Here is a 15,079-nt window from a genome sequence, read left to right as displayed (position 1 = left end):
AACGTACACTTAGATAAGAGAATGATACCAATCTGCAAACAACAGTAAACAATTACCACTTTGGACTTACAAAAATTTACAAATGAAACTATATAGATAGTCATAATTAATATGAATTCAGGATTAATGCAGCACGCTATTACGTAGGCTGGTATTATCACCCAAAATACAACGACAAGAGCAAAGTCATGCAAGGTACACTGAATAAAATGCGATCAACCCTGGGAGAGAAGGTCGACTACTTTCTGCCAGTCGGTGAAGAGCAACTCGCGCTGAATCCGCTTATCGGTAAACACTTAAAACTCACCCATACTGGTAATATCTACTGCTGCTCATGCGGTAAGAAAACCAAGAAAAGCTACTCACAAGGCCATTGCTTCCCTTGTATGAAGAAATTAGCCAGTTGTGACATGTGTATCATGAAGCCGGAAACTTGCCACTATGCCAAAGGCACATGTCGCGAACCAGAGTGGGGAGAAGCTAATTGTATGATCCCGCATTACGTTTACCTATCAAATACTTCGGGGCTGAAAGTGGGGATTACCCGCCATACGCAAATCCCTACCCGTTGGATTGATCAAGGTGCAACGCAGGCACTTCCGATTCTGAAAGTGAAAACACGCCAAATTTCAGGTCTCGCTGAAGTGGCATTAGCCGATATGGTTGCAGATAAAACCAACTGGCGTGCAATGCTCAAAGGAGATAACGATCCCCTACCACTTAAGGAAGAAGCCGCTAGGTTGCTACCTGAAATCGAAGCCAAGATTAATGAGTTGCTCGCTTTATATGGGGAAGATGCCGTAGAAACGCTCGACGAGGAAATTGTCGACATCCTCTATCCGGTCGAACAATACCCGACCAAAATTACGTCGCATAATTTCGATAAAGAGCCTGTTGTCGAAGGCGTATTACTCGGCATCAAAGGCCAATACCTCATCTTTGATACGGGTGTGATTAACATTCGTAAATTCACCAGTTACGAAGTGATGGTAGAAACTGAGTAAACCTCGCAAGGTTAAGGTCTGTTGAGCTTAAATTAAGCATAAAAAAAACGGCTGAAATCAGCCGTTTTTTCTAGCACATCAGATTACTTAGCTGATTTAGGTTGTACATATTTTCGGCTACCATCAACAACGGCAACGTCTTTAATAAAATTACCACCCAGGATAATGCCTTTACCGGCTGTCAAAGCAAACTCTGTAAGTTCATTCAACTCACCAAGTTTCGCCCTTAACTTAACAACAGCTTGTCGGGTATCGTCTGATTTACTCTTTAACCAACGCTCGACAGGTAGTTCAACCGAGTTGCCCCCTGCACTAAACTTGACCCAATCAGAACCATCACGTTCAAATGCTTGAACTTGGCTTACACCAATTGTTGACAGTTTCTTATTTGAATCGACTTGAGCACGAACATAACGGTTGGCTGGCGATAGCCAAATCCACTCTTCAGCACCCAATATCAGCTTACCATCTTCGGTTTTAGTCATAACGGGAACCACAGGCTCAATCGGTTTCGATTCAGGTGTTGGTTCCGGTATCACTTCTGGCGTTGATGTTTCTGGTTCAACCGGTACTTCAGGTTCAACGACTACTGGCGGGGTTTCTGGATCAGGCGTCCCACCAATTTCCGGTTCTGGTGTCGGCTCAGTCACTTGAGTCGTTTGCTGCGCACATCCAGATAACAATAAAAACAGCAACAGCGCACTTACTTTTTTCATTATTATTATTTCTCCCTATACATCCATGTAATTCAATATATACCAAATATACCCAGACAAACTAGGCAGACAATTCATTCTTATGAAAAAAATCGCTGATATTTATCTACCTTATCCTGTAGCCAAGCTTCATCATACCACCCCATATTACGGCTATGCTTGGCATCATCCCATAAACTGAAAAACCATCGCCTGGCTTCAAAACCATCGTCTAATGGGTGCTGCTGACAATAATGCTCAACAAGTTCTAATTCGGGGCGAACATCATATAGATGGAAAAGATCCATTTCCCGATGCTTAAAACCAACATCACATGGATCAAGCACCGCAGATACTTGGTAGGTTTTAGGATCAAATAGCACATTACCAAGGTGGCAGTCATCGTGAATCAACGAACTATGCTGAGACATTGGGTTCAACAGTTCACTTTTGTGTTCCCACAGTGAGGTAAAGGACGCTTTTAGCTCTTTAGAAAATGGCGAACCACTACTGAGTACATAGCGGCATACTGGCTCCATCCATTGCTCGAAGGCATCAAGAAAACTTGGCACATATTCACCGCTGCCAACTTCGAATCCTTGCGGGGCTTGTTGCTCATGAAGTGACAACAAGATATTTAGGTAACTTTCGCGAAAAGCGGCGATAGCCTTATCATCGGTAGGTAACTGGTGCGCTGACACCCCTTCAACCCACTCCAAAACGATATAGCTATATCCGTCTTCTCGACCAAAAAATAACACTTCCGGTACTTTACAAGGCAGCACTTTAGCTAAGCGCTCAAGGCCTTCCACCTCTTTAGCCAAGCGGCCGATTTCCCTTGAAAACTTAACGACGACACGGCCTTTGTTAGACGCTAGAAAAACCACCCATCCATAAAATGTTTCTTGAATTTCACACAAATCAGGCGCTTGCCGGAACATGGTCCGATACGCCAGTTCAGCTATTTTTTTTAGCTGAGGTCTATTCATCGGCAATCCTTTTTCCCATTGTTGAGCTGACAATTATTCCCAAGACGAATAAACATCAAGGTTATGAATTTATTAGATTTATTCGCATTACCAGCATGCAACACAAAGCAGCTAATCGCCAGCAAAATAGGTCAAAAAGGGCAGGAATGAGCTCAAGCTCTCATTTAAATTGGGATTGATTTAATTAAATTGCCATTGCCCTTACAGGCAGTAAGGGCAATAAGGAGTTTCAACTATTGAATAGCAACACCTATGGCCTCTGCTACTTGTTCAAGTTGTTGTTGGTCATCGAGTTTAACAGACCAATTGACCCCGCTTCCCATTGCAGTAATCACATTGGCCCCCTTCCCCATCAGGTTCACATCATCAACCATGGCTTGCAAAGTCACACGAGCATTGCCATTTAAACGCACAACCAATTCATGTTGGTTGGCGATAATGCGACCTTCTGAAAACGTAATGTTCATGCTTCACTCGCTTTTTTCTTGTGAGTCATAACAGCCATTGTCAGCCGGCTAGTACAAACAAGTCTATCGCGCTCATCGGCAATTTCTATTTGCCATACTTGGGTGGTTGCACCGATATGAATTGGCGTGGCTTTGCCTCTAACCACACCACTGCGCATTGCCCGCAGGTGGTTGGCGTTGATATCTAGCCCAACGCAATATTTACCTTCATCAACACACATATTGGCAGCAATCGATCCTAGCGTCTCAGCCAGTACCACCGATGCCCCACCGTGCAACATACCCAAAGGTTGGTGGGTACGCGCATCAACAGGCATTATCGCAGTTAAACTACTATCATCAAAAGAGTCATACTCAATACCCAAGTGTTCAACTAAGGTGTTTACCGAGGTTTGATTCAGAGACTCTAACGTGAAGTTTTTTTTCCAAATTGCCATGATTTTTTCCGTGCATGCCTATTTCTTACGATGATACACAATATGTATAATTCTGCTATCGTGATTTTAGGATTGAATGAAAGGAATCTTCAATGAATTATCAACAACATACTAAACTCGCAGGTGCCTTAGCAGCTACATTGCTTCTCGCGGCTTGTAGCAGCTCGCCAACAGGGCGCCAACAAGTCCTACTTTTCTCAGAACAAGACATGTCTCAACTGGGCGCCCAGTCATTTGAGCAACTCAAACAACAAGAGAAAATCTACACTGACCCAAAAACTAACCAGTATGTCCAATGCGTCACAGACGCCCTAACCAAAAAGCTAAGTGGCAATCAAGCGGGTAAATGGGAGGTCGTGGTATTTGATAGCAAGCAAGTTAACGCCTTTGCCCTGCCTGGCGGTAAAATTGGTGTATATACCGGTTTGCTTGATGTTGCAGTCAATCAAGATCAACTTGCTACTGTCATTGGACATGAAATCGGCCACGTCCTTGCCCACCATAGTAACGAGCGCTTGTCTCGCTCGCAGTTGGCTAACATCGGAATGCAAATCTCCAGCATGGCAATTAGCGGAACGGAGTATCATGATGCAGCGATGGCCGGTTTGGGCCTTGGCGTTCAATATGGAGTATTAATGCCTTATGGCCGTGCCCAAGAGTCTGAATCCGACATCATTGGTCTACAGCTAATGGCTGAAGCCGGCTTTAATCCAAATGAAAGTGTTAGCCTATGGAAAAACATGGCACGAGCATCTGGAGGAAGCCAACCGCCAGAATTACTGTCAACTCACCCATCGCACAGCACACGGATTGATGACTTACGCGCTGAAATCACACGCCTGCCGAACACGCCCGCTTCAAAGCCTAATTGTACTTTGTAGCCTTGAGGCACCTCCTGAGACAATATAGCTAGTAAAAAGTACAAATTGCCACGAGCAATTTGTACCTTCGCCTTTTCAAAATTATATTGCCATTTAAATAGACCCTAGCTGTTAAAAAACAACTTAGCGCTAAAACCTGAAATAGAACACCATCATACCTCCCCCAAACAATAAATAGCAACATAGAACAATAACGAATAAATTCACCAAACACATATCTAACAACACAACAAAAACAAAAACAAACCAAAAATAAAAACACAATTAAACCCCTTACAAACAAAAGTTAGAAAAAATAAAGTGAGAAGCAAATCTCCATTTAGATGTTTGCACCTTGAAGTTTAACTCCAAAAGATCAAGAATAAGCTAATAAAATAATTACCCCATTGCAAAAAATGAATTAATGAATGGAGCTATAGTTACGCCATAACTTATAAACAATTCAACTAATCACTACCATATTTATTCCCTTATTGGGAAGGAATTTATTCACCTTAAATATATTAAAACCAAGGCATTACAATGAAAAAATCATCGTTGTCCATTATTATTCCACTTACTTTATTATCAACAAGTGCTTTTGCCGCCGAAATATATCGTGCGGAAGATGGTTCTGTTCTTAATTCCTATGGCCGTGCCCAAGCGGACTTTAAAAACGCCAAGCAAAAAGATGAGAATGGCGAAGCAACTGGTGAACGTAAGACAAATGGTACTTATAATGCCCGTCTAGGCTTTAATGGCCGCCAAGTTATTAATGACACTATGGCTGTTATGGGACAAGCCCAATATCAACTAGTGCCAGATGACAAAGATAATGTCGATTGGAAAGCTCGTTACATTTGGGCGGGTATCGATATGGGCGAATATGGCCGCATCGAAGCTGGCCGTGTTGTTTCCGGCCTAACTATGTTTACCAATATCGGTGATATTTTCTCAACCGGCGGCGACCCTGTTGCAGGCTTCCATGTTGGTACAGTAGATGAAAGTGCAGCGCTTGTGTTTCGTCAGAACGGTACATTCCAGTACCGTAACAATATAGGAAACCTTGACTATTCAGCTGCTTACATCACTAACTCTTCGGTAGATTATGCGTATAACGCTGCCGCACAATACTCGATTGACCTAGGCAAAGCAGGTACTTTACATCCAGTTGTCATGTATCAAAAAGATAAAGCCTACGACAAAATGAATGACATAACGACTTACGAGACCTATGGTATTGGTACACAGTACTTTTACGAAGATCTTTACTTAGGTGCCGCTTATACCGAGGAAAACCTTGATTTAAGAAGTTCATCGAAAGACGCTAGCACAATAGGTCTGGATTTCCGCGCCATGTACACATTTGGTGACTGGGTAGCGAGAATTGGTTACCGTTACCTTAAGTTTGACGAAACTAAATCAACCAACGATGTCGTAGAAGATGCTATTCAAACTGAATTGCAATATCGCTTCACACCAAGAACATCACTATACCTAAACTACACCAACAACCGTGGTGGTAAATCAACGGTATCCGCAACGGGTGTTGAAGTAAGTAGCATTGAGCAAGGCGATGTATTCACAACTAGCCTTCGTTTTGAATGGTAATCGTAATCTAACTTGTCCTAACTCCTTTTAATTGGTACCCTTTACCATAGCCAGCATTTTTTTGCTGGCTTTTTTACATCTGTAACGCCATTAAGTACCTGATATTCCCATACGCTTAAAGTTAATACCTCATCAATATACAATATTATGAGTTTGTAATAGGCAAAGGGAGTATTAACCATAAAGCCCACTGATAATTAAATCACTACTTCTATGTTAAACCCTGTAGCCAGTTTAAAACCTACTACTTAAAATCCTATCACCTCTTGCAAACCTATCCCCCTTGCAACACTATTTTCAATTTAAAGAGCATTGCCAATTTAAAAAGTGCCAATAAAAAGGCCAGCATACAATGCTGGCCTTTGTAATTAGCAACGTCTAAACTAGACTAGACTTTTATGTACTTTCATCACCGCTTTCTTTAGCAAAGTTGGTTTAAATATAAAACAACCTGGTTTATGAGGCTCCTCAGGAAAGAAAATAGCAAACATTCTCGGTTCTAAATCAATCGTACATTGTGCATTCATTTTACTAACTAAGTAATAATCATCAGCATCATCATATTCTTTGCTTACTGGATTCAGTTCTGAATAAAGACCGAAGTCTATTCTCTCTTCACCTTTAATTAACACTTGGACATCAAGGTACTCTTTGTGAACTTCTGCTTGCTTGTCGGCTGGATTGCCGGTTTCAAACTCCATCACATTAATAAATACCTGGTCGCCATCAACTTCGTGCCGACCTAGCTCGAGGTTCTCAAGATCTAGGCTCTTTAGGTGCTCTACACAGGCGATCAACGCTTCTGGCAAGTACGCGTATGACTCTGGTTTGTCTAAGTTTGCTAACAACATTGAATTTTCCTTGCAAAAAAGAAGGCTTAAGTCATCAACACTTAAGCCTTCGGGCGTTTTTATGGGGGAATTATAAAAACTAAATTATGGTTGGCGTTGAATCGTTAGTGAGGCAATCTCTTCTTCGCTGTGGCTATTTTTAAATAGCGGCGCAGTCACAAAGCCGACAATCACAACCACCAAGGTACCGATAACACCGTAGAAGAAGAAGTTTAGGTCAGTGCTCGAACGTACAACTAGAATCGAGGCCACTGCAGCAATAACACCAACTAGCGCACTGTTGGCATTTGCACGTCGTACGAACACACCCAGCATGAACAGACCAGTCATTGGGCCGCCCATTAGGCCAATCAAGCTGTTGAACGCATCCCATAGCTCACTTTCATTTGCCATGATTAGGTAAGTTGATGCAATCACACCGAATACACCCGCACTTACTGTAACCAAACGGCCTGCTTTTAGGTTATCAACTGGCGTTTTCTTCTTACCAAAACGGCTGTAGATATCAGACGTAAAACAAGCAGAGATACTGTTTAAGCTACTGGAAATACTTGACTGCGATGCTGCGAAAATTGCCGCAATAATCAAGCCTGCGATACCCGCTGGCATTTGTGAGATAACGAAGAACGGTAGAATACCACCAGTGTTAAAGTCTTCAGGTAATAGACTTGGGTTCTGCGTGTAGTAAGCATATAGTGCCGCACCAACCGCGAAGAAGAATACAGGGATACAAGCAACTAGCTTCGCGTTAGTTACCAGTGCTTTTTTCGTTTCTTCGACAGAGTCAGTAACGATGTAACGCTGAACCACGTCTTGGCTGGCTGTAAATTGCTGCAAGCTTGCAAACAAGAAACCGATAGTTAGCACAGGGATAGTACTTTCAGACCAGCTCCACGCCATTTTATCGGCAGGGAAATACTTGTCAGCCTGTGCAGACATGCTGAAGATCTCACCGATACCACCGTCAACGTTAAAGCAAATCATCACGAAGATCATGACGGCAGCCAATGACAACATGATGCCCTGAATAACATCCGTCCAGATCACCCCTTCGATACCGCCCAAGAAGGTGTAGACAATACAAAGTACACCAATCAAGAACACGATAGTTAGCGGGCTAATATCAATGAATGGCATTAGCGCTAGCGCCGTCAAGTACGTGATGATTGCAATACGGCCAATGTGGAACAGCATAAATGAAATACTGGCAAATAGGCGCATTCTTACATCAAAGCGTTTTTCCAAGTATTCATAAGCCGATGTTAGATTCAGCTTGCGGAAAAACGGAATGTAATAGATGAATACAAACGGCAGAATAAGGATGGCGATATACTGCCCAATCAAGAACGTCCAGTCCTCCGTGTAAGCTTTGGCCGGAATAGACATAAAGGTAATTGAGCTAAGCGTTGTCGCAAAAACACTGATACCAGCGGCCCAGCCAGGAATACGACCACCCGCTTTGAAATAGTCATCTGCTGATTTTTGTCGTTTTGCGAAATACACGCCAACCAACATAATGGCGGCGAGGTACACCACTAACACAATATAATTTAATGTACCAAAAGCATGCGTTTCCATGCGTTGCTCCTCTAAACGTAGGGTGAGGTAAGTTAGTTTATGATTTTGATTTAGTTGCCTGGTTTGCAGCCCATGACGCTACACCAATCAGACCTGCGTCTGCGCCCGTCTGCGCGGGTATGACCTTGGGGCGGTATACTGCTGGCTGGGCTTCAAGGTACTCACTGACCATATTGAGATAGCCTTCCGCCAAGCCAACACTGCCACCCAATGTCACGACATCTAAATCAAGAGAAATGGTTAAATCGGCAATCAGATTTGCAATCGCCTTGGCTGAGCGGCGAACAATGCGCTCCGCATCTTGGTTGCCTGCTAGAAACTGCTGATAAACATCGTAACCAGTCGTTTCTTTACCAAAGAAAGCTTCGCCCTCTCGGCCAATCGCAGTACCAGAAGCAATACTCTCGACACAACCAATACGGCCACATCCGCACTGAGGCCCTGTTGGATCGGCAAGCATATGGCCCGCATGACCCGCAATGCCCCTAGCACCCACTAGCAAGTTACCTTGGTTAACAAGACCAGCCCCAACCCCTGTTGATACAGTGATAAAAGCCATACTTGTTGACGACTGCTCTTCCAATGCTTGGAATTCAGCCCAGGCAGCGGCTTGCGCATCATTAATGACAACGGTCTCTAAACCCGTCATTTCCGCAATAACCGCTTGCAATGGGAATGCATTCAATCCACCTAAGTTAGCGGGATTTAACGCATGCAAGATGCCGTTGTTGATGATGCCCGTTGAAGCAACAGCCACAACATCCGCCTTTTGGGCTAATGGCACTAACAAGGCTGCTAACGCATCACTCAGGGCTTCTGGTGATTGCGATGATGGCGTTGAAATTTGCTCTCGTTCAATAATCAGCCCTTGGCTAATCAACGCCGCCGCTAATTTCGTACCACCAATGTCAACAGCTAAGTAAGTTTTCATGCGATTGCCTTTTCGCTTTTTTTACGACCAAGTTCAACTTCAGTGTTAAACCATTGGCAAATATGCTCAATTCTCGTAATTGCCGAGCCAACGGTGACACAGAAAGCACCCGACTCAATGGCCATTCGAGCAAGCTCTGGGGTGTTATAACGCCCTTCTGCCATCACTTCACAACCAGACTCTGCCAGTTGTTTAACGAGGGCAAAATCAGGTTCGCTAGGGACTTCACCTCCGGTATAGCCAGACAATGTCGAACCAATAATTTCGACACCTAATTGCTTACAGTGCATCCCTTCTTCATAAGTGGCGCAATCTGCCATCGCAATGCAGCCCAGCTTATGAATTTCTGCGACAAGCGCTTCCACTGACTCAGGGCGAACACGATCAGTTGCATCAATCGCAATGATATCCGCCCCCGCTTGCTGTAACGCTCGCACATCTTCAAGGTATGGCGTAATTCGCACATCAGTCCCTTCAAGATCACGCTTTACAATGCCGATAATCGGTACAGAAACGTTTTTCCTCACCGCTTTAAGATTAGCAATTCCTTCTATACGCAGCCCAGCTGCTCCTCCCGCAACCGCAGCTTGTGCCATTGCACTCACTATTTCAGGTGAGTCCATTGGACCATCATCTACTGGCTGGCAAGAAGCAACGAAGCCTTGTCGAAGTACATCAAGACAATTTTTTGCAACGGCGCTCATATATAGCAACACTCCACAAAATAGAACAATAACGAAGTTGAGCTCCAAATTAACATCATGGAGTTTTACTTCAAATAAAATAATCAAAAAAGGAGATCAAGCACACGTTTTTTCTTCATCTTTATAAAGGACGCACTAAAAACAAGTCATGCGAAGCCATATATGAACAAAAACATGGAGGAGTCAAACTCCAACAGGTCACACGTTTTTGTTTTTTTACGCTTGAAATGAAGTTTGGATGACTATAACCTTCGCACAAAGAAGTTTTACTCCACATTGATTTACTTTGAAATCTTTATGGACAGCATTATCACTCCACTTTCAGAGCATCTTATGGAAGCCACTATGACCACCCATACTCGTCCTACAAATATGTATGCGTTAACCAATATCAGTGTTTTTGACGGTTATACCACTTTGCACAATCACGCTGTTATCATTTGCGGAGACACCATAGAGAGTGTCCAGCCAATGGACAAAAATAACGCATTACCAAGCAATCAGATTGATGGCCAAGGTATGCTTGTTACGGCAGGCTTTATTGATGTTCAACTTAATGGCTGTGGTGGGGTTCTCTTTAATACTGACATCAGCAAAGAGACGCTAGATACAATAAATCGCACTAACCTCTTACACGGCACGACACAATACTTACCTACCCTAATCACCAGTTCATCAAGCGACATGAACAAAGCAATAACGCTGATTGATGGCATGGCGACTCACGAACAAGAAGGTATCCTTGGCTTGCATTTAGAAGGGCCTTTTATCAGCTATGAAAAAAAAGGGGCGCATAACCCTGAGCATATCAGGCAGCTAGACTTGGCAACGGCCAAGCATCTTGCGAGTTTTAACCATGCCATCAAAGTCATTACCTTGGCACCAGAAAGAACGAGCCAAGACGCCATTGATTGCCTGGTTGACGCAGGGATCACGGTTTCTATGGGTCATACCAATGCCAGTTATCAGCAACTGCTCGACAAGCAAGGGGTTTCAATGGCGACCCACCTCTACAATGCCATGACGCCATTAAGCTCAAGAGAAACGGGGGCTGTTGGTTATATTTTTGATCAGCAGCCCGCTGCAGGCATTATTGTTGATGGTATTCACGCATCCTACCCGTCTGTTCGTATTGCGAAAAATATCCTGAAAGAAAAACTCTTCTTAGTCACCGATGCCGTTACTCCGGCAGGCACCACAATGACACAATATGATATGGCGGGTACAGAGGCCTTTGTTACCGATGGGAAATGCCATTATAAGGATGGTACTATTGCCGGTGCTGCATTAACAATGATCGACGGTGTTCGCAATTTAATTGAGCATGTCGGCGTTTCAAAAGAAGAAGCGCTAAGAATGGCAAGCCTATACCCTGCCCGTGCGCTTGGCATCGATGACCAATATGGTGCGGTTAAAGCGGGCTATAAAGCCAACTTAACTCTACTGACAGCTGAAAACACGGTGCACAGCGTTTATCAAATGGGTAAGTTATTTGAAGGGTAAATATTCACTGCCTATCCCAAAGATAAGGCAAGAGTTCTAAGATAAATAACAAGGTAATAGTGATACGCGTCATCACTATTACCTCATACAACCTCTAAGCCTGGGCTGAAAACCACCCAGCTCGAACAGCGATGGAGCCGTTAGGTCTCAAGGGCTTTCGTTGTTTTCAATTTCTGGGCCTGGGCACCAGAAACATCATCTTTCACCAACAGTGTATAGATTAAATCAATAACAAACAGCTGAGTGATCTTAGTCCCGATTGAGTCACCTTGTAATTGGCCTTGACGGTTTCCATTCACCAAAACCCAATCAGCATACTCGCAAACCGATGAACGGGGATTGTGAGTCAGCGCTACCGTTTTTGCTCCCGCTTCTTTTGCTAGTTGCATGGCCTTGGTTGTTTCAGCCGAGTTACCTGAATGGCTGATACCAATTGCCAAATCACCCTCTTTCAGCAATGAAGCCTTCATATACATGAAGTGGTTGTTGGTTAGGGCATCAACGTTATAGCCAATACGCATAAACTTGTTCTTAGCATCTTCCGCCGTGATCCCTGATGAACCAACCCCGAAGAAATACACCGCATTGCACTGACGAATTTGCTCTGCCACCTGCTCTAATGACTCAAAGTTCAATAAGTTAAGGGTTTCAGTCAGCACATTATTCAAGGTATTTTGCAGCTTCTGACCAATAAGCTCAGCATGATCATTAGGTGTGACATCGGTATCTAGTATCGATTTTTCGCTTTGGTTTTGGTTCGACAGCTCAATGGCTAACTCCATTTTGAAGTCTTGGAAGCCTTTGAAACCCAAAGTACGACAAAAGCGAATGATGGTTGCTTCACCCGCATTCACAGCCTGAGATAATTCAGCAATTGAAAACTTGGTCACATCTGCTGGCTTTTTCATCACGAACTCAGAAATCCGCCTTGCCGATGGAGTAAAGCTTTCATGTAGGCTACCCATCATATCAAGTACTTTTCCAGCTTTAACTGGCGTTTGTTTCGAGACCATCGTTAAACCTTAACATTGTAACTGGTATCAATAATTGATGATTTTCCCATGAGAATCCCTGTTTGTGAAGTGATACTCCGGTACATTTGTAACAATACACGTAAAAACTTCACCCATAAAACCGCTCAATTGCTCATAAAGCATGAAATGAACTTTGCAAACCAGCTCACACTTTTGATGAATGAGCGATAAAATTAAACCAACATTGATTGCCACATGAAATTTTACTCCATAGAATAAACCCAAACTCCAGATTAACTTCAAATAGTGAAGTTTAACTTCAAGAACTAGGTATCACTTTATGGAAAAGCTAACGGGCCTTATCGCTGCACCTCACACTCCTTTCACATCAGAGGGAGACGTTAATTATGCTGCTATCGATCAAATTGCAGCGCACCTTATCAAAGATGGTGTAAACGGTGTTTACATTTGCGGTACAACAGGTGAAGGCATTCACTGTTCGGTTGAAGAGCGTAAAGCCATCGCAGAGCGTTGGGTTGCGGCTTCAAATGGTCAATTAAAAATCACTGTTCATACTGGCGCGCTAAGCATTGTTGATACGTTAGAACTGACTCGTCATGCTGAAACACTTGATATCTTCGCAACATCTGCCATTGGTCCTTGCTTCTTCAAACCAGGTTCAGTTGACGATTTAGTTGAATACTGTGCACAAGTTGCTGCAGCAGCTCCATCTAAAGGTTTCTACTACTACCACTCTGGCATGTCGGGTGTGAACCTAGACATGGAGCAATTCCTAATTAAAGCGGACAAGCGCATTCCTAACCTATACGGCTTGAAGTTCAACAGCGGTGATCTATACGAGTACCAACGCTGTATTCGTGCTTGTGACGGCAAGTTTGATATTCCATTTGGTGTTGATGAGCACCTACCGGGCGCTCTAGCTGTTGGTGCTAAAGGCGCTGTAGGCAGTACTTACAACTACGCAGCCCCACTTTTCCATAAGATCATTAACGACTTCAACGCTGGTGATATGACCGCGGTTTACAACGGCATGGACAGTGTTATTGCACTTATTCGTGTACTGGTTGAATTCGGCGGTGTTGCGGCTGGTAAAGCGGCAATGGCATTGCACGGCATTGATGCTGGTAACCCACGCTTGCCAATCACCCCACTTAACGATGAACAAAAAGCAGTTGTGGTTGAGCGCATGAAAGCAGCAGGCTTTATTGACCTGTAATCGCTGAGCGGTTGGAAATTACGCCAATCAATTTCTACGATGAAAGCTCGACAAAATAATTCTTGTCGAGCTTTTCTCTATTTTAGCCACTCAATCCGAGAAGCAACCTACACTGAGAGGTTTGGAAATACCACCACTTGCCTCAGCTAAACAAAAGTGGGCTTAATGGAATTGAAATAATCCTCAAGTTGCTCAGGTAATTTATACACTTTAGTTTCAAGATCGTACTTTCTCGCATACCCTCTGAGTAGCTTTAACGCTAGCTCATACTCCATTTTACTGCTGGAGTAGATAGAGAACGTTGCTTCCTTATCCGTAAACTTAATACATTTGATCGAGTGAACTGCCGTTGTGATTTCACTCCGCAGCAGAAGCAGAGGCTTATCATATTCCGACTGATTTTTAAGGGCACAGGTTACGATGAACTTGTTGTTGTACTTTTCTATCCGATCAATGGTCTCTTTCTCAGACAAAACCATCTCACTTCGTGAATAAAGCTCATTAATATATTTATTATACCCATCATGTTCAGCAATGGTCTTATGTAACTGGTTAATGAGCTTTTTATCATATTGTGTATCCGAACTTCGAACGAAAATGACATAAGCACAATACAAAATACAAAGTAGCATCACGACAAGAATCAGGTATTTCTTATCTTGCTTGGTACGCTCCAAAGCCGCCACGTGCAAGGCAATATCATCTTTTTGTTTGATGAGATAAGCAATCGCTTTAAGGGCTTTTCTATCATCCACTCGACCGACCCGATCCCTTTCCTCTGCTGATAGGTCATAAAATTTAATCTGATTCCTAACAATATCTATCTTGTCATTGTAGGCATATAGCATCTCACTGATGTTATCGAGGTGAGGTTCGAGGTTATCGTCTTGAAATAAGTAGAGTTCACCAATAGCAGACAACGCCTGCTCAAAGGCTAGCCTGAATGCTTTGTAATAGTCTTCATCTGCCCGCAAAATATAGTTTTTATAGCTATGGATTGCTCCGCCATAACCAATATCTTTAATCACCTTGTTGATGTATTAACTTTTAACATTTCCCTTCTCAATGATCTTTTCGACGGTTTTCTGATCATTATTTAGTGATAAAACGATCGTTACGGAAAACGCAATAAAACCAATAAGCAAGAACAACAAATGAAACGTTTGTCGTTCACATTTTTTCACCACATTGTTAAATCCATCAACCATGGCAACGTCCTAGTTGTTATGACTACTCAG

General features: G+C 43.2%; 15 protein-coding genes. 5 read left to right on the top strand and 10 right to left on the bottom strand.

The features are described 5' to 3' along the window. The first annotated feature begins 188 nt into the window (after positions 1–188). A complete protein-coding gene (locus tag C9I98_RS10820; RefSeq protein WP_036828311.1) occupies positions 189–1,004 on the top strand; it encodes a DUF2797 domain-containing protein in 816 nt (271 codons plus the stop codon). An 83-nt stretch (positions 1,005–1,087) separates the two neighbouring features. Here C9I98_RS10820 and C9I98_RS27025 read toward each other — a convergent pair whose 3' ends face one another. The 4 genes from C9I98_RS27025 to C9I98_RS10800 form a co-directional block, all read right to left on the bottom strand. Next, complete coding sequence (locus C9I98_RS27025) at positions 1,088–1,720, bottom strand: putative ATP-dependent zinc protease (RefSeq protein WP_107271954.1); 633 nt, start codon at positions 1,718–1,720, stop codon at positions 1,088–1,090. An 80-nt stretch (positions 1,721–1,800) separates the two neighbouring features. After that, positions 1,801–2,688, bottom strand: a complete 888-nt coding sequence (locus C9I98_RS10810) for a phosphotransferase (protein WP_036820974.1) — start codon at positions 2,686–2,688, stop codon at positions 1,801–1,803. A 233-nt stretch (positions 2,689–2,921) separates the two neighbouring features. Then, positions 2,922–3,155 carry a DUF3389 domain-containing protein gene (locus tag C9I98_RS10805; protein WP_036820971.1) on the bottom strand — a complete coding sequence of 78 codons (234 nt, stop codon included), beginning with the start codon at positions 3,153–3,155 and terminating at the stop codon, positions 2,922–2,924. Next, entirely contained in the window at positions 3,152–3,592 is a 441-nt protein-coding gene (locus C9I98_RS10800; protein ID WP_036820968.1) for a hotdog fold thioesterase, read from the bottom strand. The genes C9I98_RS10805 and C9I98_RS10800 overlap by 4 nt, the downstream gene beginning before the upstream one ends. A 92-nt stretch (positions 3,593–3,684) precedes the next feature. Here C9I98_RS10800 and C9I98_RS10795 point away from each other — a divergent pair, with 92 nt between their 5' ends. Both C9I98_RS10795 and C9I98_RS10790 read left to right on the top strand, forming a co-directional pair. Then, on the top strand, positions 3,685–4,473 hold the full coding sequence (locus C9I98_RS10795; protein ID WP_036820965.1) for a M48 family metallopeptidase: 789 nt from the start codon (positions 3,685–3,687) through the stop codon (positions 4,471–4,473). 522 nt (positions 4,474–4,995) lie between these two features. Then, the gene (locus tag C9I98_RS10790; RefSeq protein WP_051902256.1) at positions 4,996–6,063 is read left to right on the top strand and encodes a porin; all 1,068 of its coding nucleotides are present in this window, start codon (positions 4,996–4,998) and stop codon (positions 6,061–6,063) included. 383 nt (positions 6,064–6,446) lie between these two features. Here the strand turns inward: C9I98_RS10790 and nanQ are convergent, their stop codons facing one another. The 4 genes from nanQ to C9I98_RS10770 all read right to left on the bottom strand — a co-directional run bounded on the left by nanQ (position 6,447) and on the right by C9I98_RS10770 (position 10,127). After that, entirely contained in the window at positions 6,447–6,914 is a 468-nt protein-coding gene (gene nanQ / locus C9I98_RS10785; protein WP_036823802.1) for an N-acetylneuraminate anomerase, read from the bottom strand. A gap of 84 nt (positions 6,915–6,998) precedes the next feature. Beyond that, complete coding sequence (locus C9I98_RS10780; protein ID WP_107271953.1) at positions 6,999–8,492, bottom strand: sodium:solute symporter family protein; 1,494 nt, start codon at positions 8,490–8,492, stop codon at positions 6,999–7,001. Positions 8,493–8,529: 37 nt separating this feature from the next. Further along, positions 8,530–9,423, bottom strand: a complete 894-nt coding sequence (locus C9I98_RS10775; protein ID WP_107271952.1) for an N-acetylmannosamine kinase — start codon at positions 9,421–9,423, stop codon at positions 8,530–8,532. After that, on the bottom strand, positions 9,420–10,127 hold the full coding sequence (locus C9I98_RS10770) for an N-acetylmannosamine-6-phosphate 2-epimerase (protein ID WP_036823661.1): 708 nt from the start codon (positions 10,125–10,127) through the stop codon (positions 9,420–9,422). The genes C9I98_RS10775 and C9I98_RS10770 overlap by 4 nt, the downstream gene beginning before the upstream one ends. A 345-nt stretch (positions 10,128–10,472) precedes the next feature. On the opposite strand from C9I98_RS10770, the gene nagA reads away from it, so the two are divergent. Beyond that, a complete protein-coding gene (gene nagA, locus C9I98_RS10765; protein WP_036823658.1) occupies positions 10,473–11,630 on the top strand; it encodes an N-acetylglucosamine-6-phosphate deacetylase in 1,158 nt (385 codons plus the stop codon). 140 nt (positions 11,631–11,770) lie between these two features. On the opposite strand, the gene C9I98_RS10760 is transcribed toward nagA, so the two are convergent. Beyond that, complete coding sequence (locus tag C9I98_RS10760; protein WP_036823655.1) at positions 11,771–12,643, bottom strand: MurR/RpiR family transcriptional regulator; 873 nt, start codon at positions 12,641–12,643, stop codon at positions 11,771–11,773. A gap of 301 nt (positions 12,644–12,944) precedes the next feature. On the opposite strand from C9I98_RS10760, the gene C9I98_RS10755 reads away from it, so the two are divergent. After that, positions 12,945–13,841 carry a dihydrodipicolinate synthase family protein gene (locus C9I98_RS10755; RefSeq protein ID WP_036823652.1) on the top strand — a complete coding sequence of 299 codons (897 nt, stop codon included), beginning with the start codon at positions 12,945–12,947 and terminating at the stop codon, positions 13,839–13,841. A 146-nt stretch (positions 13,842–13,987) separates the two neighbouring features. Here the strand turns inward: C9I98_RS10755 and C9I98_RS10750 are convergent, their stop codons facing one another. Beyond that, positions 13,988–14,869 carry a hypothetical protein gene (locus C9I98_RS10750; protein ID WP_107271951.1) on the bottom strand — a complete coding sequence of 294 codons (882 nt, stop codon included), beginning with the start codon at positions 14,867–14,869 and terminating at the stop codon, positions 13,988–13,990. Positions 14,870–15,079: the final 210 nt, after the last annotated feature.

It is taken from the genome of Photobacterium sanctipauli (assembly GCF_003026495.1).
In the GTDB taxonomy this organism is placed as follows: Bacteria; Pseudomonadota; Gammaproteobacteria; order Enterobacterales; family Vibrionaceae; genus Photobacterium; species Photobacterium sanctipauli.
The sequence above is the reverse complement of the archived record's forward strand: the minus strand, read 5'-3'. Positions and strand labels throughout refer to the sequence as shown.

Coding starts and splice junctions, on each gene's coding strand:
- C9I98_RS10820 (WP_036828311.1), top strand. CDS start 189: ATGCAAGGTACACTGAATAAAATGCGATCAACCCTGGGAGAGAAGGTC.
- C9I98_RS27025 (WP_107271954.1), bottom strand. CDS start 1,720: ATGAAAAAAGTAAGTGCGCTGTTGCTGTTTTTATTGTTATCTGGATGT.
- C9I98_RS10810 (WP_036820974.1), bottom strand. CDS start 2,688: ATGAATAGACCTCAGCTAAAAAAAATAGCTGAACTGGCGTATCGGACC.
- C9I98_RS10805 (WP_036820971.1), bottom strand. CDS start 3,155: ATGAACATTACGTTTTCAGAAGGTCGCATTATCGCCAACCAACATGAA.
- C9I98_RS10800 (WP_036820968.1), bottom strand. CDS start 3,592: ATGGCAATTTGGAAAAAAAACTTCACGTTAGAGTCTCTGAATCAAACC.
- C9I98_RS10795 (WP_036820965.1), top strand. CDS start 3,685: ATGAATTATCAACAACATACTAAACTCGCAGGTGCCTTAGCAGCTACA.
- C9I98_RS10790 (WP_051902256.1), top strand. CDS start 4,996: ATGAAAAAATCATCGTTGTCCATTATTATTCCACTTACTTTATTATCA.
- nanQ (WP_036823802.1), bottom strand. CDS start 6,914: ATGTTGTTAGCAAACTTAGACAAACCAGAGTCATACGCGTACTTGCCA.
- C9I98_RS10780 (WP_107271953.1), bottom strand. CDS start 8,492: ATGGAAACGCATGCTTTTGGTACATTAAATTATATTGTGTTAGTGGTG.
- C9I98_RS10775 (WP_107271952.1), bottom strand. CDS start 9,423: ATGAAAACTTACTTAGCTGTTGACATTGGTGGTACGAAATTAGCGGCG.
- C9I98_RS10770 (WP_036823661.1), bottom strand. CDS start 10,127: ATGAGCGCCGTTGCAAAAAATTGTCTTGATGTACTTCGACAAGGCTTC.
- nagA (WP_036823658.1), top strand. CDS start 10,473: ATGACCACCCATACTCGTCCTACAAATATGTATGCGTTAACCAATATC.
- C9I98_RS10760 (WP_036823655.1), bottom strand. CDS start 12,643: ATGGTCTCGAAACAAACGCCAGTTAAAGCTGGAAAAGTACTTGATATG.
- C9I98_RS10755 (WP_036823652.1), top strand. CDS start 12,945: ATGGAAAAGCTAACGGGCCTTATCGCTGCACCTCACACTCCTTTCACA.